The 17,470-nt window shown below is 68.3% G+C and carries 22 protein-coding genes and 2 pseudogenes; 8 read left to right on the top strand and 16 right to left on the bottom strand.

What is annotated here, in order from left to right:
• Window positions 1-93: 93 nt before the first annotated feature.
• Both CLV30_RS16205 and CLV30_RS16200 read right to left on the bottom strand, forming a co-directional pair.
• Window positions 94-696: a DinB family protein gene (locus tag CLV30_RS16205; protein WP_211300071.1), complete on the bottom strand. Its 603-nt coding sequence runs from the start codon at window positions 694-696 to the stop codon at window positions 94-96.
• Between the two features lie 83 nt (window positions 697-779).
• Window positions 780-1,358 carry a hypothetical protein gene (locus CLV30_RS16200; protein ID WP_106538274.1) on the bottom strand — a complete coding sequence of 193 codons (579 nt, stop codon included), beginning with the start codon at window positions 1,356-1,358 and terminating at the stop codon, window positions 780-782.
• Window positions 1,359-1,585: 227 nt separating this feature from the next.
• Here CLV30_RS16200 and CLV30_RS16195 point away from each other — a divergent pair, with 227 nt between their 5' ends.
• The 3 genes and pseudogenes from CLV30_RS16195 to CLV30_RS27910 all read left to right on the top strand — a co-directional run.
• Window positions 1,586-2,038: a DUF2867 domain-containing protein gene (locus CLV30_RS16195; RefSeq protein ID WP_106538273.1), complete on the top strand. Its 453-nt coding sequence runs from the start codon at window positions 1,586-1,588 to the stop codon at window positions 2,036-2,038.
• Entirely contained in the window at window positions 2,028-2,696 is a 669-nt protein-coding gene (locus CLV30_RS16190) for a TetR/AcrR family transcriptional regulator (RefSeq protein WP_106538272.1), read from the top strand. The genes CLV30_RS16195 and CLV30_RS16190 overlap by 11 nt, the downstream gene beginning before the upstream one ends.
• Window positions 2,693-2,815, top strand: a pseudogene (locus tag CLV30_RS27910) (DUF2867 domain-containing protein); the annotation flags it as partial. The gene CLV30_RS16190 and the pseudogene CLV30_RS27910, both read left to right, overlap by 4 nt.
• 108 nt (window positions 2,816-2,923) lie before the next feature.
• On the opposite strand, the gene CLV30_RS16180 reads toward CLV30_RS27910, so the two are convergent.
• Entirely contained in the window at window positions 2,924-3,325 is a 402-nt protein-coding gene (locus tag CLV30_RS16180; RefSeq protein WP_106538271.1) for a VOC family protein, read from the bottom strand.
• Window positions 3,326-3,396: 71 nt separating this feature from the next.
• On the opposite strand from CLV30_RS16180, the gene CLV30_RS16175 reads away from it, so the two are divergent.
• Window positions 3,397-3,801 (top strand): type II toxin-antitoxin system VapC family toxin, encoded by a 405-nt coding sequence (locus tag CLV30_RS16175; protein ID WP_106538270.1) that lies wholly within the window; start codon window positions 3,397-3,399, stop codon window positions 3,799-3,801.
• Window positions 3,802-3,889: 88 nt separating this feature from the next.
• On the opposite strand, the gene CLV30_RS16170 is transcribed toward CLV30_RS16175, so the two are convergent.
• The 3 genes from CLV30_RS16170 to CLV30_RS16160 all read right to left on the bottom strand — a co-directional run bounded on the left by CLV30_RS16170 (window position 3,890) and on the right by CLV30_RS16160 (window position 6,292).
• Window positions 3,890-4,609 carry a VOC family protein gene (locus tag CLV30_RS16170; RefSeq protein WP_106538269.1) on the bottom strand — a complete coding sequence of 240 codons (720 nt, stop codon included), beginning with the start codon at window positions 4,607-4,609 and terminating at the stop codon, window positions 3,890-3,892.
• Window positions 4,610-4,695: 86 nt separating this feature from the next.
• On the bottom strand, window positions 4,696-5,601 hold the full coding sequence (locus CLV30_RS16165; RefSeq protein ID WP_106538268.1) for a S66 peptidase family protein: 906 nt from the start codon (window positions 5,599-5,601) through the stop codon (window positions 4,696-4,698).
• 97 nt (window positions 5,602-5,698) lie between these two features.
• Window positions 5,699-6,292 (bottom strand): TetR/AcrR family transcriptional regulator, encoded by a 594-nt coding sequence (locus CLV30_RS16160; protein ID WP_211300070.1) that lies wholly within the window; start codon window positions 6,290-6,292, stop codon window positions 5,699-5,701.
• A 75-nt stretch (window positions 6,293-6,367) separates the two neighbouring features.
• Between CLV30_RS16160 and CLV30_RS16155 the strand changes: the two genes are divergently transcribed.
• Entirely contained in the window at window positions 6,368-7,183 is an 816-nt protein-coding gene (locus CLV30_RS16155) for an SDR family NAD(P)-dependent oxidoreductase (RefSeq protein WP_106538266.1), read from the top strand.
• Between the two features lie 529 nt (window positions 7,184-7,712).
• On the opposite strand, the pseudogene CLV30_RS27905 reads toward CLV30_RS16155, so the two are convergent.
• Window positions 7,713-8,118, bottom strand: a pseudogene (locus tag CLV30_RS27905) (transposase); the annotation flags it as partial.
• Window positions 8,114-9,019 (bottom strand): LysR family transcriptional regulator, encoded by a 906-nt coding sequence (locus CLV30_RS16140; protein WP_165358699.1) that lies wholly within the window; start codon window positions 9,017-9,019, stop codon window positions 8,114-8,116. The pseudogene CLV30_RS27905 and the gene CLV30_RS16140, both read right to left, overlap by 5 nt.
• Window positions 9,020-9,071: 52 nt before the next feature.
• Between CLV30_RS16140 and CLV30_RS16135 the strand changes: the two genes are divergently transcribed.
• Window positions 9,072-10,295 (top strand): MFS transporter, encoded by a 1,224-nt coding sequence (locus CLV30_RS16135; protein WP_205740997.1) that lies wholly within the window; start codon window positions 9,072-9,074, stop codon window positions 10,293-10,295.
• Window positions 10,296-10,396: 101 nt separating this feature from the next.
• On the opposite strand, the gene CLV30_RS16130 is transcribed toward CLV30_RS16135, so the two are convergent.
• The 4 genes from CLV30_RS16130 to CLV30_RS16115 all read right to left on the bottom strand — a co-directional run bounded on the left by CLV30_RS16130 (window position 10,397) and on the right by CLV30_RS16115 (window position 12,957).
• Window positions 10,397-10,822: a type II toxin-antitoxin system VapC family toxin gene (locus CLV30_RS16130; protein WP_106538263.1), complete on the bottom strand. Its 426-nt coding sequence runs from the start codon at window positions 10,820-10,822 to the stop codon at window positions 10,397-10,399.
• On the bottom strand, window positions 10,819-11,052 hold the full coding sequence (locus CLV30_RS16125) for a FitA-like ribbon-helix-helix domain-containing protein (RefSeq protein WP_106538262.1): 234 nt from the start codon (window positions 11,050-11,052) through the stop codon (window positions 10,819-10,821). The genes CLV30_RS16130 and CLV30_RS16125 overlap by 4 nt, the downstream gene beginning before the upstream one ends.
• A 198-nt stretch (window positions 11,053-11,250) precedes the next feature.
• A complete protein-coding gene (locus tag CLV30_RS16120) occupies window positions 11,251-12,273 on the bottom strand; it encodes an LLM class flavin-dependent oxidoreductase (protein WP_106538261.1) in 1,023 nt (340 codons plus the stop codon).
• Window positions 12,274-12,297: 24 nt separating this feature from the next.
• A complete protein-coding gene (locus tag CLV30_RS16115) occupies window positions 12,298-12,957 on the bottom strand; it encodes an NADPH-dependent F420 reductase (RefSeq protein WP_106538260.1) in 660 nt (219 codons plus the stop codon).
• A gap of 66 nt (window positions 12,958-13,023) precedes the next feature.
• Here CLV30_RS16115 and CLV30_RS16110 point away from each other — a divergent pair, with 66 nt between their 5' ends.
• Window positions 13,024-13,392 carry a winged helix-turn-helix transcriptional regulator gene (locus tag CLV30_RS16110; RefSeq protein ID WP_165358698.1) on the top strand — a complete coding sequence of 123 codons (369 nt, stop codon included), beginning with the start codon at window positions 13,024-13,026 and terminating at the stop codon, window positions 13,390-13,392.
• Between the two features lie 182 nt (window positions 13,393-13,574).
• Here CLV30_RS16110 and CLV30_RS16105 read toward each other — a convergent pair whose 3' ends face one another.
• The 4 genes from CLV30_RS16105 to ychF are packed head-to-tail and all read right to left on the bottom strand — an operon-like array spanning window position 13,575 to window position 15,734.
• Window positions 13,575-14,054, bottom strand: coding sequence for an NUDIX hydrolase (locus tag CLV30_RS16105; protein ID WP_205740996.1), 480 nt, complete (start codon window positions 14,052-14,054; stop codon window positions 13,575-13,577).
• On the bottom strand, window positions 14,051-14,371 hold the full coding sequence (locus CLV30_RS16100; protein WP_106538258.1) for a HigA family addiction module antitoxin: 321 nt from the start codon (window positions 14,369-14,371) through the stop codon (window positions 14,051-14,053). Before CLV30_RS16100 ends, CLV30_RS16105 begins: the two co-directional genes overlap by 4 nt.
• A complete protein-coding gene (locus CLV30_RS16095; RefSeq protein WP_106538257.1) occupies window positions 14,346-14,627 on the bottom strand; it encodes a type II toxin-antitoxin system RelE/ParE family toxin in 282 nt (93 codons plus the stop codon). Before CLV30_RS16095 ends, CLV30_RS16100 begins: the two co-directional genes overlap by 26 nt.
• A 33-nt stretch (window positions 14,628-14,660) precedes the next feature.
• Window positions 14,661-15,734, bottom strand: a complete 1,074-nt coding sequence (ychF, locus tag CLV30_RS16090) for a redox-regulated ATPase YchF (protein WP_106538256.1) — start codon at window positions 15,732-15,734, stop codon at window positions 14,661-14,663.
• A 119-nt stretch (window positions 15,735-15,853) separates the two neighbouring features.
• Between ychF and CLV30_RS16085 the strand changes: the two genes are divergently transcribed.
• The gene (locus tag CLV30_RS16085) at window positions 15,854-17,317 is read left to right on the top strand and encodes a DNA recombination protein RmuC (protein ID WP_205740995.1); all 1,464 of its coding nucleotides are present in this window, start codon (window positions 15,854-15,856) and stop codon (window positions 17,315-17,317) included.
• Window positions 17,318-17,470 lie beyond the last annotated feature (153 nt).

Genomic DNA, 17,470 nt, shown 5'->3' with positions numbered 1-17,470 from the left:
TGTACCTTCCGGCACACGCTAGGGCGCCGGGTGGGCGGCCACATCCGCAGAATTAACCATTCCGGCGGGGGCGGGCCGACGACGACGTAGCCGCTATCCGGACGCCTGCTCGGCGGTGCGCCGAAGCGTCTCGACGTAGTCGGCCCACCACTGCTTCTGGTGGTCGGGGATGTTGGTGTTGCCGGCCCACAGCCCGATCTCGCCGTCGATCTGCTCACGCAGGATGTCCGCGTGCCCGGCGTGCCGGGACGTCTCCACGATCATGTGCACCAGGATCTGGTGCAGCGTGACGTCACGTCTCGCCGGGCGCCACCACGAGACGTGCCCCGCGGCGTCCAGGTTCAGCGCGTCGATGGTGGCGTCCGCGTGCGCCCACGAACGGCGGTAGAAGTCGACCACCCACTCGCGGGACTGATCCGCCGTCGCCCACATGTCGGCGTTGTCCTCGGCCTCGTCGGCCAGCCACGGCAGCGGCTCGGGAGACGGCCGGCCGAACACCCCGCCGAAGTAGTCGAACTCCATGCTGCCGACGTGCTTCACCAGCCCGAGCAGGTTCGTCCCGCTGGGTGTGTGCGGCCAGCGGAGGTCGCGCTCACCGAGCCCGTCGAGCTTCCACAGCATCGCTTCGCGCTGGGCCTGCAGGTAGGACTTCAGGGTCTCTTTGGCCCCGGGCATGGCCGTCACCGTGTCTGGCATGTCGGTACCTTATGGATGCACGCGGTCTCCGAGCGAGCCGATTTCGCCGTCCGCCGGTCCGTCCGCGTCGCACGACGGCACGTTCACGCGGCGGACGTTGCCTCGTGACCCATTGCACCGCTTCCGCCCCGGGTCGCGGCCGCCCGCCGACGGCGGTAGTTCAGCGCGACAGCGACGAGCAGCGGCCCCCACGCCCCCAGCGGGAGGTACAAGACCGCGACTCCGGCTCCCGGCGGTGCATGGTCGCCGCTCGCTCTGCCGGTCAGCACCGGGCCCTGTTCCACCCAGCCGAACGCGTAGTTCAACGTCCCGTAAAGGAAGATCGCCATCACCAGGCAGGCGCCGGTGATCGCGGCGCCGGTGGCGGCACGGACCGGCACACGCCTTCCACCGACCACCGGGATCCATCGCGGCACGATCTCGCCCCACCGCTGTACCAGACCCGATGTCAGCAGACCGAAGCCCAGGCTGAGCCCGCTCAGCACGATCAGGTACCAGCCGCCGTCATCGACCAGCCGGTGCCGGACACCGCCGCTGAACAGATCGTCAGCGGTCCACAGTTCGGTGACCCGCCAGACACACGACGGCAGAATGGTCAGCGGCACCAGCCAGGCGGCCACCACGGCCCATCGAGGCGGTGCGGGTGTGTGTTCGGCACTCATGCACGACAGCGTCGCTGCCGTTCCCGTGTGCTCGCCTCCCTCGCGCAGGGGAAGCGTCTCACCCTCCGGTGGCCGCGGCCGGCCGATCCGACCGGGGCACCCCCGAAGGTGTGGCCGTGATCCCTCCTGTGGGGGAAGCCGGTCGGGCGCCACGCCGGCGACCCTGGCTCACATACAGACATGGACGTATGTCGTTGCAGGGTTTCGGTACGAGGAGGATCCGCGACATGAAGGACGAGACCGCACTCCGGACGCGCCGAGTCGAGGTAACCGACCCGATCGCCACCGCTCGCCGGTACGACTACACCGACGCGTTCGAGGTCCGGTTGCCCGCACCGGACCCGCACCCACCGGAAACGTGGCTACGCGGCGGCATATCGGAGTCGCCGCCGTGGGCGCGGCGGATCACCTCCATGCTGGGCTTCAGCGAATGGCAGGTGATCGAGTCCGGTCCGGACGTCGTCCACCTCGAGATGTCGTTGCCGCTGTCGCACGTGGTGCTCGTGGGACGCAAGGTCGAGCCGACACGGCGGACGCTCACGACCGCGCTCACCCACCAGCGTCCGGTGCTGTCGCGTCTCGTCTGGGCACTGATCGGGCCGGCCCACCGGCGGTCCGCACGGCAAATCGTCACCAGTTCCCCCGACCGCGGCGAGAACCCGGGGCACCATGCCGCCTGACGACGATGCCGGTCCGGCGGATCCCCAGCGTTGCTTACCCGGGCGGCGCACCCAGGCCGAACGCCGGGCACGCACGCGTGACAAGCTCCTCGAGTCGGCGGCACGCGGCCTCTCCCGCTACGGCTACGGCAACCTGGTTCTCGAAGAGGTCGCCAACGACGCCGGCTACAGCCGCGGGGCGCTTTACCACCTGTTCAAGGACAAGCAGGACTTGACCCTGGCCGTCGGCGACTGGGTCCTCGAGACCTGGGCGCACGAGGTGGGCAGGTTCGTGGATCAGGAGGCCGACCCCGTCGCCGCGCTGCTGACGCTGGCCCGCGGGCACGCCGTCTACTGCCGCCGCGACATCGCGCGGGTGGCGATCGCGCTGCGGCTCGAGTTCTCCGGGCAGGACCATCCGATCGGGCGAGCGATCGAAGAGGGGTACGAACGACTCGTCGAGCAATGCTCACGCCTCATCGATGCCGGACAGGACGCCGGCACGATCCCGTCCGGTGCACCAGCACGAACCCTCGCGCTCGCCTTCGTCGGCGCCCTCGAAGGAACCGTGATGTCGCTGGCCGGCGATGCACCGCACGACGAGGAGCTCGCGGCGCACGCCGTCGCCGGCGTCCTCGGCCTCGAACCCGGCACCGAAGGACGGAGACCGACGAGATGAAGCTTCCGTACTCCGCGTACTCCGGTCGGCCGTGGCGCATCCACGAGATCGCCCCCGACTTCAAGCTCTACGACGTGTGGGCATTGCCGACGCCCGGCGGACCGGACGACTTCGGCCGACCGTCGACGTCGGCAACTGAGCCACCGTCGTCATGCCGCATGATCGTAGGTGTGCACGGCGGGCGGGTCCACACCGCGCCTCGCGGCCGCAACGAGCCGATGCGAGGGTCAGCCGGCCGCCGGTTCCGTGACCCGCTGCACCAGCTGGATCGGGTGCCCGTCGGGATCCTCGACGAACGCGACCCGGAGCTTCCCGTCCAGGAACGGATGCGGCCCGGTGTGATCAGCGGCTCCCTCACGCAACGCCACCGCGTAGGCGCCCTCGACGTCGTCTGTCCAGAGCGTGATGCACGCGCGGTGCCCGGACGTGACGGGCACGATGCCGTGACTGTCGGCAGCAGGTCCCGGAAGCGCCAGGCCGAGACCGAACCCGCCGAGCGTCATCTCGATCTTCACCGGCGCCTGCGGGCTCGAGCGGAACGTCTCCTCGAAGCCGAACAGGCTGTAGAAGCGTGCCGCCGCTTCACAGTCGGCGACGAAGAGGATCACCTGCGGGTCCGCGAACTCCATCCGCGCAGTCTAGCCAGCGAGATGCCACCCCGATACTGTCGAACTCCACGTTCGAGCAGTAAGGACGATCCGTGACCAGGTATGTGATCGACGCCGGGGTCGCTCTCCGGCTCGCGGGCGACGAGGTCGACCCTCCGGGCGAGCACGAACTGCTCGCCCCGACCCTGCTGCGCTCGCAGACACTGTCGCTTCTGCACGAAGCCGCCGAACGCGGCGAGCTGACCAAGGCTACGGCCGACCAACGGCTCGCCAGCATCAGAGCGATGCGGATCAGGCTGCTGGGAGACCGCGTCCTGCAGAACGTCGCATGGCAGATCGCCGACCAGCTCGGGTGGCCGAGCACGTTCACCGCCGAGTACCTCGCGCTCACCCGGCTTCAGGCGGACGCGTTCGTCACCCTGGACGCCGGCCTCGCCCGCGCCGCGCGGGACGTGGTGGACACCGCTCCCGCCGACGTGCTGTACCCGCCGGCCTGACGCCGACACTGCCGAACAGGGCATCCTGCTCATGGAAGACTGCCCGGCATGACTGCCGACGTCCTCAATGCTCCAGGCGGTGGGGGTGTCACGCCTGTTGCCGGGGCGGATCCAGCACACAGAACTCGTTGCCGGAAGGGTCAGCGAACACCCGCCAGGGCAGGCCCTCGTACCCGCTGAGCGTGCTCGCACCCATCTCGACGAGGCGCTCGGTCACGTCACCCTCGTCGGCACTGCGGCGCACGTCCAGATGCACGCGGTTCTTACCCGACTTCGGCTCGGGCTCAGGGCAGAACTCCAGGAGCGGTCCGGCGCCGGAGGGGTGCCGCAACGTCGCCACACCGTCGACTCCCGCCCACGGGACCCAGCCGGTGATCGCCGCCCAGAACGCGGCGTCTCGGTCCGGATCGGCGCTGTCCAGTGGCAACGCCGCGACGGGCCCGGTCGCCTGATAGGCCGCCCGCTCCTCCATGACGCAGAACGCGTTGCCTTCGGGGTCGGCGAGCACCACCCACGGCACCTCACCCTGTCCGATGTCGGCATGCTCGGCACCCAACGACAGCAGCCGCCCGACCACCTCCTGCTGCCGTGCACCGCCCCGGAGGTCAAGGTGCAGCCTCGCCGGTGACCGCGACGGTTCCGCGACGCGCTGGAAGCACAGGTCGAGGAAGGCCTCGTCGGTCAGCATCATCCGGGCTTCGAAACCCTCGGGCTCGTCCGTGAACGGCTCGGCGCCGAGTGCCGACGCCCAGAAGGTTCCGAGCCGGTGCGGGTCACGCGCGTCCCAGACGATGTTCTCGAGCAGCACCCTCAAACCACCTTTCCGAACGTGACCAGGTTCCGGACACGAATCCACGGCGTCCGACGCCGTCGTGCCGGCGGAAGTGCCGTTTCTCAGGGCTGAGTCGGCCGCTCACACGTCAACGTTCCAGCGTCGGCGTCGACCGTACAGCCGACACCCAAGGGCACTGTCCGCGGGTCGGCGCCGTGACCCAACGGGAGGCCGGCGAGCACCGGGACGTCCAGCACCGCGAACCGATCGCGCAGCAGGTCGATGATGGTCCAGCCCCGGTCCTCGTGCGCCTCGAAGCCCGACAGCCGACCCAGAGCGACCCCGGTGATGCCCTCGAGCGACCCGGACATGATGAGCTGGGTCAACGCGCGGTCGACGTTTCCGAGGCCGGCGGTCTTGCTGATCTCCAGCAGCAACACATGGCCACTGAGGTCGAAGTCCAACACGCCGACGCTACGGGCCAACAGCTCCAAGGCGCCGCCGGTCAGCGGACCTGACGCGCGACCCCGGGTTGTGAGTTCCGCCCCGAACTGGGTGGGGTCGGCTTTCACGGGTCCGGGTTTCCCACCCAGCAGGAGATCGCGCACGTCCTCCGCGTGCGCTCCCGCCACGGCGCCGTGCAACGACGCCGTCCCGGCGAGATGCCAGACATGGTGCAACGACGTGACGTCGCTGAATCCGACCAAGGGCTTGGGGTCGGCCCGGAGGGAATCGACGTCGACGCCGTGAACGAGCCGGAAGCTGCCGCACCCGCCTCGCAGGGTCACGATCGCGCGAACGTCCGGGTCCCGGATCGCGTCGTTGAGGTCGGCGAGCCGGTCCTCGTCCCGACCCGCGAGGTAGCCACGCTGGTCGCGGGCATGCACGCCCAACCGTGGTCGCAGCCCCCACGAGTCGACCTCGGCCACACTCCACTGGACCCAGTCGTCGTCCGACCAACTGGCAGGGGATATCAGGGCGACCGGGTCGCCGGCGGACAAGGCGGGCGCGAGGCGGAGCGGACCCATGCCCGTACACCACCACGCGACGTTGCCCGCAGCGTTCCCGACACTCGGATACGTCTGCGATGGCCGAACCGGTCCCTACAGCTGCGGCAGACACGCCCTACTCCTGCAGACCCCGCAGCAGGAGTTCGATCAGGCCGACAGCAGACTGCTTCCAGTTCTTGTCGGGACTGACGTTAGCGATACCGCCGATAGCCCTGAGGAGGTCGAGTGGCTGGATGTCGGCCCTCAGGCTGGACGCTTCCTCCGCGTTCCGTACCAGGGTTTCGACCGTCGCTGCGAGGCGATCCGAGGATTCGCGAAACAACGGCTCCGGCCCTCGTATGAGGGTGCCAAGCACCTCGGACATCCCCTGCTTGACCTCTAGGAAGTCGACAAACAGCAGCAGCCACAGACGCAACGCCTCGATCGGCTCCCGCTCTCTCGCCAGATCCGAAGCCGCCCCGACGAGCGAGTCGACCTCTTCCCGATACACCGCCTCGATCAACACGTCCCGTTCTGGGAAGTGTCGGTAGAGGGTGGCGATGCTGACGCCGGCTTCGCGAGCCACGCGCTCCAAACTGGCCGTCGCTCCCTGTTCGGAAACAACCTGCTTGGCAGCGGCGACAAGTCGCGCACGGTTGCGCGCAGCGTCGGCTCGCTGCTTCCGTCCCGGCGCCGCCGCCGTCGGTCCCGCCACGCCTGTCCTTGCCACCCGACGAGTATAAGCGTAGGCTTCCTCCGGATCTTTTCCGTAGGGCTCCTACGTTTAATTCGAGAGGACCGAGCGATGCCCGCAGAACGCGTAGTCCTGATCACTGGATCAACTGACGGCGTCGGCCGCCTGCTTGCCCAGAGGCTCGCCGCACCCGGGACCCACGTACTCATCCACGGCCGCGACAGCGCCCGCGGAGATGCTGTCGTTGCCGCTACCGAGCGCGCCGGCGGCACGGCGACGTTCGTCGGCGCGGACCTCGCATCACTGTCCGAGGTTCGCCACTTGGCCGATGCCGTTACGAGCGAGCACGACCATGTCGACATACTCGTGAACAACGCCGGAATGTCGATCCCCGACGGCCCGCGCCGCGAGAGTCCGGACGGGTTCGAACGGCACTTCGCCGTGAACTACCTCGCACCGTTCCTGCTCACCCGCCTTCTGCTACCGAGCCTCGGCGCCAGACGGTCATCGCGCGTGGTGAACGTCATCTCAGCGGGGCAAAGCGCAGTAGACCTCGACGACCCGATGTTGGAACGCGGCTACGACGGCTACCGCGCGTACGGCCAAAGCAAGGTCGCGCTCGCCATGCTGACGTTCGACCTGGCCGAGCAGTACGACGCCACCCGTCTCACCGCCAACTGCCTCCACCCCGGCACCCACCTCGACACCACGATGGTTCGCGCCGCCGGCATTCGACCGGCCGGCACTGCCGACCAAGGAGCGGACGCAGTGCTCACCCTCGCCACTTCCGACGCTCTCGCGGCGACGACCGGACGCTACTTCGACGGGAAGCGCAAAAGCCGCGTCCACCCCCAGGCGTACGATCCGGCAGCTAGAGCGCGACTGCGCTCAATCAGTGAGCGTCTCACGGCTCTGACGCCACAGTAGCCACGACGCCGACCGACTCGATAGCGTCCGACACGATGACGGGTCCGATCGACTCCATGACGGCGTATCTCGACGGCCGCTCACCGAGTCCGAGCGTGCCGGCCCGGTCAGCCTCCTACTGGACATCTCCGGGTGGAGGTGACACGCCGAGCGCAAGGACCTGGCGTCCGGCTGGCTACCCACGCCGGCACACGACCCTGACGTGCTGCCGCTCATCACTACCGCACGGTCGCTGAGGCAGGGATCTCGAGACTCGGGCCGTACCTCGGCGCCGGCTGGGATCTACGTCCGATCGCCCGGATCGTGTCAAGGTTCACGGCCACTGTGCCTGCACGCTGCGCATACGAACAACGCAGGGGTGCCTTTGCGGCCGCTGGTGCGGTGACAGCGTTCTCGCCGTCACCGCACCAGCGAGGGGACTGTCCGACGACTGGTGTAACTGGTCGGTGTTCAGTTGGTGGTTGAGGGGACGATGCGTCCGGGGAAGGTGATGGCGAAGGCGTTCAACGCCGGTTTCCAGCGCATCGCCCACCTCGCCGGTGGTCAGTCCGCGCGCGGTGAGCGAGAGCACGATCGCGTCGATGCCCGACAGCCGCCGTTGCCGCTCCTTGACCAGCTGCGGCTCGAAGCTGCCGTCCCGGTCACGTGGCACCCTCGATCTCGACCGGCCCGATCTCGGTGGTCACCGCCTTCGACCGGGTCCCGTTGCGGGAGTTCCCGCTGTGATGCCCGGCCGGGTCATGAGGCTCATAGCCCAGGTGCTCGCTCGTCTCCGTCTCCAGAGCGGTCCCCCGGGCACCTGCTTGGTCGACCCGGTCAGCATCCCATCCGGGCCCACACAGTTCCACACCCTCACTACGGGCGGACTCCACGAACTGCTGAGCAGTACTCGGCGACGGCAGACACGGTCGTATTCGTGCGAGCGCTACGTCAATAGGCCGCGAGCAACCGCTCGAGAAGCGCCGTAGCCGCCTCGCCGGGCGAACTACGGGTGACGACGTTGAACTCCCAGTCGATACGTTCGGCGAGGCGGACGGTCGTGATGCCGTCGTTCGGCGGGATGAGCAGTTCGGGCAGAAGGGCGATGCCAAGGCCGGTGGCGACGAAGACGGGAATCGCACTCGTCTCGGTCACCTCGGCGCGGATCTCGCGCACGATGCCGCGCGCATTGAGCGCCGCGTCGAGGACGTCCCGATTCCCGAACCCGACGGGCGCGTCCACGAAGCGCTCGCCGGCGAGATCCTCCAGCCGCAGCTCGGTGCGCTGCTCCAGTTCGTGGCCGGTCGGGAGAAGAACACGGTAGGGAGTGGTCGCGAGGCGGTGTACGGCCAGGCCGGGTGCCGATGCGGCCGGAAGCCCGAAGAGGCTGAGGTCGAGCCGGCCACGCCGGACCGCGTCCGCGAGTTCACCTGAGCCGCCGGATGCCGCCCGCAGCCGCAGCTCCACGAGGGGATGGTCGCGGTGAAAGTCACCAATGACATGTGGGATCGCGAGATAGCTCACGCTGGAGAAGACCCCGATGCGCAGCTCGCCGCGCAGCTCGCCCCGCGGGTCGGCGGCGGTTCTGGCGCGCGCCTCGGCAGCAACGAGTTCACGCAGCGCAGGCAGAACCGCCTCGCCTGCGGGCGTGATCCGCACGCCGCGTTGATCGCGCTCGAAGAGCGTGGCACCGAGTTGTCGCTCCAGCGCTCGGACGCCGGCGGAGACGGTCGACTGCCCGGTGTAGACGCGCCGCGCCGCCCGGGTGAAGCTCAGCTCGTCGGCGACCGCGATCACGTACTCGATCAGTCGGGTGTCCATCTTCCTGCTCACTCCATCGCTCACGTCGATGACCACGAGCAAGAGTATGCGTTGGACGCGATGGAGTGGGTCACCGAGCATGAAAGTCATGACGACGACCGCACCGCCTACCCAGACTCCTGCTCAGACCCCTGCCAGCGGACAGCTCCCACATGGGGCGGGGTTCTGGATCATCGCGCTCGCCTTCGCCACCCAGATGGCCTTCTGCGCCGTTCCGACGCCCCTGTACGCGATCTACCAGCAGCGCGACGGATTCCCCACGATCGTCCTCACGGTCATCTTCGCGGCATACGCCGTCGGGGTCATGGTGAGCTTGTACCTCGCAGGCCACATCTCCGACTGGCTCGGGCGCCGACGTGTCATCCTCGGCTCGCTGCTCATCAACCTGTTCGCCGCGATCCTGTTCCTCGTCTGGAGCGATGTCGCCGGCCTCGTGATCGCCCGCTTCATCAGCGGACTCGGCATCGGCATCCTCACCGCGACGGCAACGGCACACCTTTCCGAGCTCGGGGCGGCCGCCAACCATGCGAAGGGCCGCGTCGCGCTCGTCTCGACCTTCGCCAACCTCGGCGGCATCGGCCTCGGCCCCCTGATCGGCGGGCTCATCACGACGTGGTCCGCGCGGCCACTGATCGTGCCCTACGTCGCGTTCGCCGTCATCCTGGCCGTCGGGGCCATCTTGGTGGCGTTCGTCCCCGAGACGGTCGAACGCCGTGAGGAACGGCCCGCGTACAGGCCGCAGCAAGTCGCGGTCCCGGCGGCAGGGAAGGGCGCGTACTGGGCGGCCGGAGCCGCGGCGTTCGGAGCATTCGCGGTCTTCGGCACCTTCATGGGACTCTCCTCGACCTTCCTCGTCGGCCTCCTCGGGCTGAACTCACACCTGCTCGCCGGCCTGGCACCTTTCGTCGTGTTCATGGCCGCGGCTCTCGCGCAGATCGTCACCGTGCGCCTGGCGCTGCGTCGTCAGATCGTGCTCGCCGTCGTACTAGCCGCGCTCGGACTCCTGAGCATCGGCATTGCGGCCATCGTCACCTCGCTTCCGCTCTTCCTCGTCGGCGGCGGAGTAGCGGGCGCGGGTATCGGCATCCTGTTCCGAGCCGCACTCGGTACGGTCGCCGCGGTCGCGGATGCGGAACGCCGCGGTGAGGCGCTCGCCGGCATCTTCCTCATCGCCTATGCCGGCATGACGGTGCCCCCGCTGCTCACGGCAGCTGCTCTCAGCCTGTGGCCCATCGGCGCTGTCGTCGTCGGCCTCGTCGCCCTCGCCGCGATCCTCGTCGTGACCTCGGGGTCTCGGATGCTTCGTCGCTGAACTCGGGACTGCTGAACGACCTTGACGCTGAACTCCACCGCAGCTCCGGAGGAGAGGGCCGCCTGCGCACGAGCGCAGTCGGCCCTCAGACGCTCACCACGTCACAACCGCGGCTTCCACGGGTCGAGCAGATCGACTCCGGTGTGCGCGAAGTCCGTGACGTTCCGAGTCGCGCAGGTGGCGTTGCGCACCCGGCAGATCGCCGCGATCTGCGCATCGGCCGTACTGATTGGCATCGCCGCCGCCTTTCGCGCGACGAGGACGTCCGCGAATTGCTCGGCGGCAACGGTATCGAAGGAAAGCACGGAACGATCGTTCCGGTAGGGTTCAACCGCTGCCTCGACGCGCAAAGACAATGCCTTCTTGCGTCGGCCATCGGGGAGGCGACGTACGCCAGCCAGTAGTTCCGCAAGCGTCACAGCGGTGATGGCGACGTCTCCGGTGAGCGACTCGAGCCACGCGACGACGTGCGCGTCCGGGTGCGGACGGAAGATCTCCGAGATGACGTTGGTGTCGAGAACGATCACTCGAAGTCCACGGCTCGCGCGACGTCGCTTCGCTCGGGGATCGGGAGATCGTCGACGCCTCCGGCGTCCTGCGCCGCGTGCATGAGCGCCAAGCCGATATGTGGTCTGCGCGCGGCCTTGGTGAGGATGTCGCGGACCTCAGCTTCCATCGAGCGCCCGTGCTCCTTCGCCTGCGTGGCGAGCTCCTGCTTCACGGACTCGTCAAGCCCTCGGACGATAATGGACGACATGTGGGACCACCTCCCTGACTGCTATCAATGATGATAGCAGTCAGGCGAGGATCAGTCGACCGGCAGGCACCGCCAGGCTCGCCCCGCCTGTGCGCCTAGGACGATCGCGATGTCGCCGGGCCGGACGGAGACGGACCCGCAGCGCGCCGTGTGGCCCGGGAAGGATCCGATCGACCGGCGCCATTCCCGATAAGCGACTCAGGCCGCCGTTTCGCGCCGGACGACCGGAGCGACTTCGGTCATGAACAGCTCGATCGAGTCGTTGACCATCCCGAACGGCAGGTTGCCAACGTCGATCTGGCCCAGCCAGCGAGTAATGCCCAGCAGTTCGACGCGCTTCATGATCTCGTCGATGACCTGCTGCGGACTGCCGACGGGCAAGCCGCGCTCGATCGACTGCTCGAACGCTCGCCGGGGAAGCGGAGCTCCTCCGGTCAACCCCATCTGACGGATGTAGTCGGAGTAGTACGGAAAGAACGCGTCGCGCGCCGCCTGGGAGGTCTTTCCGACGAACATGTGTCCGCTCGCGCCGAGACGAAGGGCGTCCGGAGCATGCCCCGCCTGCTCAGCAGCACGGCGGTAAAGCTGGACGTGGGGAACGAACTGCTCGGTGCCACTGAAGAACCCGATGAGCATCGGCAGCCCGAGCGTGCCGGCTCGGACGCCGGAGGCTGGATTGCCTCCGATCGCCACCCACACCGGGAGCGGCGACTGCGCCGCCCGCGGCGTAACCGACGCGGCGTCGAGGGACGGACGGTGCCGACCGCTCCAGGTGACGGACTCCTGCTCGCGGATCTGCAGCAGCAGGCGCAGCTTCTCGTCGTAGAGCTCGTCGTAGTCGTTCAGGTCGTATCCGAACAGCGGGAACGACTCCGTGAACGCCCCGCGCCCGGTCACGATCTCCGCGCGGCCGTGGGACAGGTGATCGAGCGTCGCGTACTGCTGGTAGACGCGCACGGGGTCCTGACTGGAGAGCACCGTGACGCCGCTCGTCAGGCGGATCCTCTCGGTCTCCGCCGCCATCGTCGCAAGCACCATCTCCGGCGCGGACACCGCGAAATCGGGACGGTGATGCTCGCCGAGCGCGACCACGTCGAGGCCGCCCTCGTCGGCCGCGCGCGCCAGCGAGACGAGCCCATCCAGGCGCTTGCCGACGTCGGTCGTCGCCTCACCGTTGCTGTATTGGTTGACCTCGCCGAACGAGTAGATGCCGATTTCCATGTGACGTTCCTTCCGTGGTGCGCATCAGGCCTGCGCGATGGCGGACAGACCGAGTTCTGCTTCGAGGGCGGACCGTGTGAATGCGTCGTTGAAGATCGCCGTGCCGGGCTCGAACCTCCGCCCCGCGCTCAACGGGCCAGCAATGACCGGATCGAACCCGAAGCGATCGATCATCGTCGCGACCTGGCCGGCCGCATCCTCGTCATCGCTCGCAACGGCCAGAGCGCGGCGCTGCGAGGCGCCCGGCGCGGCATCCTGCTCCAGCTCGTGGTACCCGATGTGGTTCAGCGTCTTGACGAGCCGCGACCGGCCGAGGTGCTGAGCGACGACCTCGCTGCTCGACGCGTCGCCGTCGAAATCCTCGAGGTGCCCGTCGACGGGCGGCCAGTAGTTCATGATGTCGACGACGACCTTCCCGACGAGCATCTCCGGGTCGACGGAGCGGAACTTGCCGAGCGGAACCGCGACCACCACGATGTCCGCGTCGCGCACTGCGTCAGCTGCCGTCGTCGCCCGCGCGCCGGGGATCGCCACGTCGACGAGCAGCGCGATGCGATCCGCGCCGCCGGACGACGCGACGTTGACCGAGTAGCCGGCGCGCAGCGCCGAGCGGGCGACGACCGTGCCGACGCGCCCAACGCCGAGCACGGCGACGATGCCGGTGGAGTCATTCTCTGTGCTCATGCCTCAACCGTGGGATCACCGAACATCGTTGACCAACAGCGCATTAGCTACTTACTATTGGTGAGCGTGACGACGACCCACAGCCATCAGGGGCCGGGGTCCCGGCGGCCGAACCAGATAGACGACGAGGACTGCCGCGTATTCCAGGTCGCGGTCGAGCTGGCCGGCAAGAAATGGAGCGCCGCGATTCTCCTCGCCCTTGCGAGAGGGGCGACGCGCTTCTCCGAGATCCGAACATCCGTCGACGGCCTCTCCGACCGCCTCCTCGCCGCACGCCTGCGCGAGCTCGAGACGAACGGCCTCGTCGAGCGCGAGGTCATACCGTCGTTCCCCGCTCAGATCCGGTACGGCCTCACCCAAGCCGGCATCGAACTCATCCGGACCCTCCGGCCACTCGTAGCGTGGGCCGAACGCTGGAAGGTCGGCGCGTCATGAAGACCGATCGGGAGCGGGAGCCGCGCGTTTCCTCCTGACCGGAGCACTCACGGATCCTGTCCTACGCCTCACGGTGCAGACCGTACGCCCGAGCGCACGAGGTGTCTCAGCGCACGCGGGTCACACGTTGAACCGGAACTCCACTGCGTTCCGGCACGTAGAACCATCACGGAGAGGTCGAACTATCCACCCTCGACCGTCGTACCATCGCTGGCCCCGAGAATGATCTCGCCGAGTCGCGCGCCGAAGCCGTTACACAGCACGTGAGCCTGCTCCAGCGGTATCCACTGACACGTCCACCACTGCGGGGCCCCTCCGTCGGATGGCAGCTCCTCCCCTGCGCGCCACCGTTCCGCCAAGCTGTCACCACGTGGCGCGAGCTGGAAGAAGTAGCGCTCGTGCAGCTCCGGCTTGGAAGGCCACATATCGTACTGTTCGACACCCAGTGCGCGGACGATACGGACGTCGACCCCAGTCTCCTCCCACACCTCGCGGGCCACCGCAGCCGCGGGCTGCTCGCCTGACTCGATGGTCCCTGCCGGAACCTGGACGCCGGTGACCTCGAGGGGGAAGTCGTCATGCGTGAACACCAACAGCCGACCGTCACTGACGACGTAGCCGACGACCTTCTGCACCCGCCGGCGCTCTGGACCGACGCTCACGCGACCTTGAGCGGGGTGATCGCCGCGACCTTGTCGCGCAGCGCCCGGCGCTCGAGCCGCAGCTCGTAGTTCGACTGCAGGTTCATCCAGAACTCCTCCGAGGTCCCGAAGTACCGCGCCAGACGGATCGCCGTGTCCGCGGTGATGCCCCGCTTGCCGTGCACGATCTCGTTGATCCGGCGCGGCGATACAGCGATCGAGGTGGCCAGCTTGTTCTGCGTGATCTCGAAGCCCTCGATGAAGTCCTCCATCAGGATCTCTCCCGGATGGATCGGCTCGATCAGGTCAGCCTCAGTGGTAGTCGACGAGTTCGACATCTTCCGCACCTCCCTCTCTCCAGACGAAGCAGATCCGCCATTGCGCGTTCACCCGGATGCTGTGCTGCCCGCGACGGTCGCCGACGAGGCGCTCCAGCCGGTTGCCTGGCGGAACCCGAAGATCCTCGACATCCTTCGCCGCATGGATCAGCTCGAGCTTGCGCAGGGTCGCCCGCTGCACCGTCCGGTCGACGCGCTTGACGTACTGCTCATGCCAGATGCGCTCGGTGTCCTTGCTGCCGAACGATCTGATCATACGACCAGTGTATAACGGAGTGCGTCATTAACGCTAGACGTTAAACCGGAACTCCACCACGTCGCCGTCGGCCATGACGTAGTCCTTGCCCTCGATCCGGACCAGGCCCTTCGCCTTGGCCTCGGCCATCGAGCCACACGCCACCAGATCGTCGTAGGACACGATCTCGGCCTTGATGAAGCCCTTCTGGAAGTCGGTGTGGATGACGCCGGCGGCTTGCGGGGCCGTCGCTCCCTTGGGGATGGTCCAGGCCCGGGCCTCCTTCGGCCCGGCCGTCAGGTACGTCTGCAGACCCAGCGTGTCGAAGCCGACGCGGGCGAGCATGTCCAGCCCGGACTCCTCCTGGCCGGTCGATTGCAACAGCTCGAGCGCCTCGTCGTCGGACAGCTCCGCCAGCTCGGCCTCGATCTTCGCATCCAGGAAGATCGCCTCGGCCGGAGCGACCAGCGCGCGCAGCCGGTCCTTGAGACCGTCGTCGGTCAGCTCGTCGTCGTCCATGTTGAACACGTACAGGAACGGCTTCGCCGTGAGCAGGTGCAGGTCACGCAGCGGTTCGATGTCCAGCCCGGCCTCGAACACGGTCCGTCCCTGCTCGAGGACGGCCTTCGCCTCCTCGATCGCGGCGACCGTCGCCTGCTTGTCCTTGGCCATCCGGGCTTCCTTGGCCAGCCGCGGTAGCGCGTTCTCGATGGTCTGCAGGTCGGCGAGGATGAGCTCGGTGTTGATCGTCTCGATGTCGCGACGCGGCGCCACCTCGCCGTCGACGTGCACCACGTCCGGGTCGTCGAACACGCGGATGACCTGGCAGATGGCATCGGCCTCGCGGATGTTGGCGAGGAACTTGTTCCCCAGGCCCTGCCCCTCGGACGCGCCGGTCACGATGCCGGCGATGTCGACGAAGCTCACCGTCGCCGGCAGCTCGCGCGCGGACTCGAAGATGCCGGCCAGCGTTCCCAGCCGGTCGTCGGGCACCCCGACGACGCCCACGTTCGGCTCGATGGTGGCGAACGGGTAGTTCGCCGACAGCACATCGTTCTTGGTCAGGGCGTTGAACAGGGTGGACTTGCCGACGTTGGGCAGGCCGACGATACCGATGGTGAGACTCACGGTCGTCAAGGGTACGCGTCACCGGAGCCCGGCCGTGGCACACGGGCATCGGCAACTCGTACCAGCAGGTCACGCCGCGCCTTCGACGATGTGTCTGAGGCGGAAGGCACAGTGGACACATGGATGCCACCGGTCTGGTCGTAGCGGCACTCGCCCTGCTCGTCGGGTTCGCGCTCGGGGCGCTGACCGTCCGCGGCCGCACCGCCACGCTGGCGGCCGAGCGCAACGCCGCCCGCGCCGAACGCGACACCATCCGTGGTGAGCGCGACACCGCACACGCCGAGCTCGACGACGCCGAGCAGCACCTCCGCCAGGCCCAGGCCGACAAGGCACGGCTCGAGGCCCAGATCGAGCACACCCGCAACAGCGCGGACGAGAAGCTCGCCCTGCTGCGCACCGAACAGGAACGGCTCACCCAGGAGTTCGACCGGCTGTCCAACGACGCCCTGCGCCGCAACCGCGCCGAGTTCCTCGAGCTCGCCACCGAGCAGTTGAAGGGCTCCGAGGAACGCACCAAGACCGAACTCGAGCATCGCCGCGCCGCGGTGGAGGCCATGGTCAAGCCGCTGAACGAGCAGCTCGCCAAGGTCACCGAGCACGCCAACGAGCTCGAGCGCGCCCGGTCCGCCGCCTACGCCGAGCTGCGCACCCAGGTCGAGAGCATGGGCCAGAACTCCGAGAAGCTGCGGCTCGAGACCCAGCAGCTGGTCACCGCGCTGCGCGCGCCCCAGGTCCGTGGGCGCTGGGGCGAGCTGCAGTTGCGCCGCGTCGTCGAGGCCGCCGGCATGCTCGAGCACGTCGACTTCGTCGAGCAGGCCACCGCCGACACCGCCGACGGCAAGCTGCGGCCGGACATGCTCGTCCATCTCGCCGGCGGCAAGCGCGTCGTCGTCGACGCGAAGGTGTCGTTCAGCGGTTATCTCGAAGCGCAGGAGGCGCGCGACGACGCCACCCGCAACGACCGGCTGGCCGCGCACGCCCGGCACCTGCAGGCGCACATCGACTCGCTCGCCGGCAAGCAGTACTGGGCGCAGTTCGCGCCGACGCCGGAGTTCGTCGTGATGTTCGTCCCGTCGGACGTGTTCCTCGACGCCGCGCTGCAGCAGGATCCGTCGCTGTTCGAGCACGCCTTCGAGCGCAACGTCGTCCTCGCCACCCCGGCGACGCTCGTCGCGCTGCTGCGCACGGTCGGCTACACCTGGCGCCAGGAGGCGCTGGCACGCAACGCGCAGCAGGTGCTGCAGCTCGGCCGGGAGCTGCACACGCGCCTGTCGACCATGGGCAGGCATGTCGGCAAGCTCGGCCGGCAGCTCGACAACGCCGTCAAGGCGTACAACGAGACGGTCAGTTCTCTCGAGAGCAGAGTCCTCGTGACCGCCCGGAAGATGACCGAGCTCGAAGTCGTCGACGACGAGCTCGAGAGCCCCGCGCAGGTCGAGCGGACGACGCGGCAGATCCAGCCGGCCGACCTCGCCGCCGCTCCGGACCAGTCGTTGCTCGCGCTCGACGACATCGACGCCGACCCCAGGTACGGCGTCAACGCCGCCGGCGCGGACACCGAGCGCGACGGCACCAACGGATAGCCCGGCGGCACGTCGGCAAACCGTCGGGACGTCGGATCGCGAAGGCGTGAGACGCCGCCGGCGCCGCCGTGTCGGCGTTCGGGCTGTCTCGTTCGGATAGCTCGAACGGGTTCCGTAGCCGCCGATCGGTCGTATCCTGGGACGAACCGGGCA

This window comes from Haloactinopolyspora alba, assembly GCF_003014555.1.
Classification (GTDB): Bacteria; Actinomycetota; Actinomycetes; order Jiangellales; family Jiangellaceae; genus Haloactinopolyspora; species Haloactinopolyspora alba.
The sequence above is the reverse complement of the archived record's forward strand: the minus strand, read 5'-3'. Positions and strand labels throughout refer to the sequence as shown.

Coding starts and splice junctions, on each gene's coding strand:
- CLV30_RS16205 (WP_211300071.1), bottom strand. CDS start 696: ATGCCAGACACGGTGACGGCCATGCCCGGGGCCAAAGAGACCCTGAAG.
- CLV30_RS16125 (WP_106538262.1), bottom strand. CDS start 11,052: ATGTCGTCCATTATCGTCCGAGGGCTTGACGAGTCCGTGAAGCAGGAG.
- CLV30_RS16200 (WP_106538274.1), bottom strand. CDS start 1,358: ATGAGTGCCGAACACACACCCGCACCGCCTCGATGGGCCGTGGTGGCC.
- CLV30_RS16165 (WP_106538268.1), bottom strand. CDS start 5,601: ATGGGTCCGCTCCGCCTCGCGCCCGCCTTGTCCGCCGGCGACCCGGTC.
- CLV30_RS16115 (WP_106538260.1), bottom strand. CDS start 12,957: ATGAGCACAGAGAATGACTCCACCGGCATCGTCGCCGTGCTCGGCGTT.
- CLV30_RS16085 (WP_205740995.1), top strand. CDS start 15,854: ATGGATGCCACCGGTCTGGTCGTAGCGGCACTCGCCCTGCTCGTCGGG.
- CLV30_RS16135 (WP_205740997.1), top strand. CDS start 9,072: ATGACGACGACCGCACCGCCTACCCAGACTCCTGCTCAGACCCCTGCC.
- CLV30_RS16155 (WP_106538266.1), top strand. CDS start 6,368: ATGCCCGCAGAACGCGTAGTCCTGATCACTGGATCAACTGACGGCGTC.
- CLV30_RS16180 (WP_106538271.1), bottom strand. CDS start 3,325: ATGGAGTTCGCGGACCCGCAGGTGATCCTCTTCGTCGCCGACTGTGAA.
- CLV30_RS16120 (WP_106538261.1), bottom strand. CDS start 12,273: ATGGAAATCGGCATCTACTCGTTCGGCGAGGTCAACCAATACAGCAAC.
- CLV30_RS16195 (WP_106538273.1), top strand. CDS start 1,586: ATGAAGGACGAGACCGCACTCCGGACGCGCCGAGTCGAGGTAACCGAC.
- CLV30_RS16095 (WP_106538257.1), bottom strand. CDS start 14,627: ATGATCAGATCGTTCGGCAGCAAGGACACCGAGCGCATCTGGCATGAG.
- CLV30_RS16190 (WP_106538272.1), top strand. CDS start 2,028: ATGCCGCCTGACGACGATGCCGGTCCGGCGGATCCCCAGCGTTGCTTA.
- CLV30_RS16100 (WP_106538258.1), bottom strand. CDS start 14,371: ATGTCGAACTCGTCGACTACCACTGAGGCTGACCTGATCGAGCCGATC.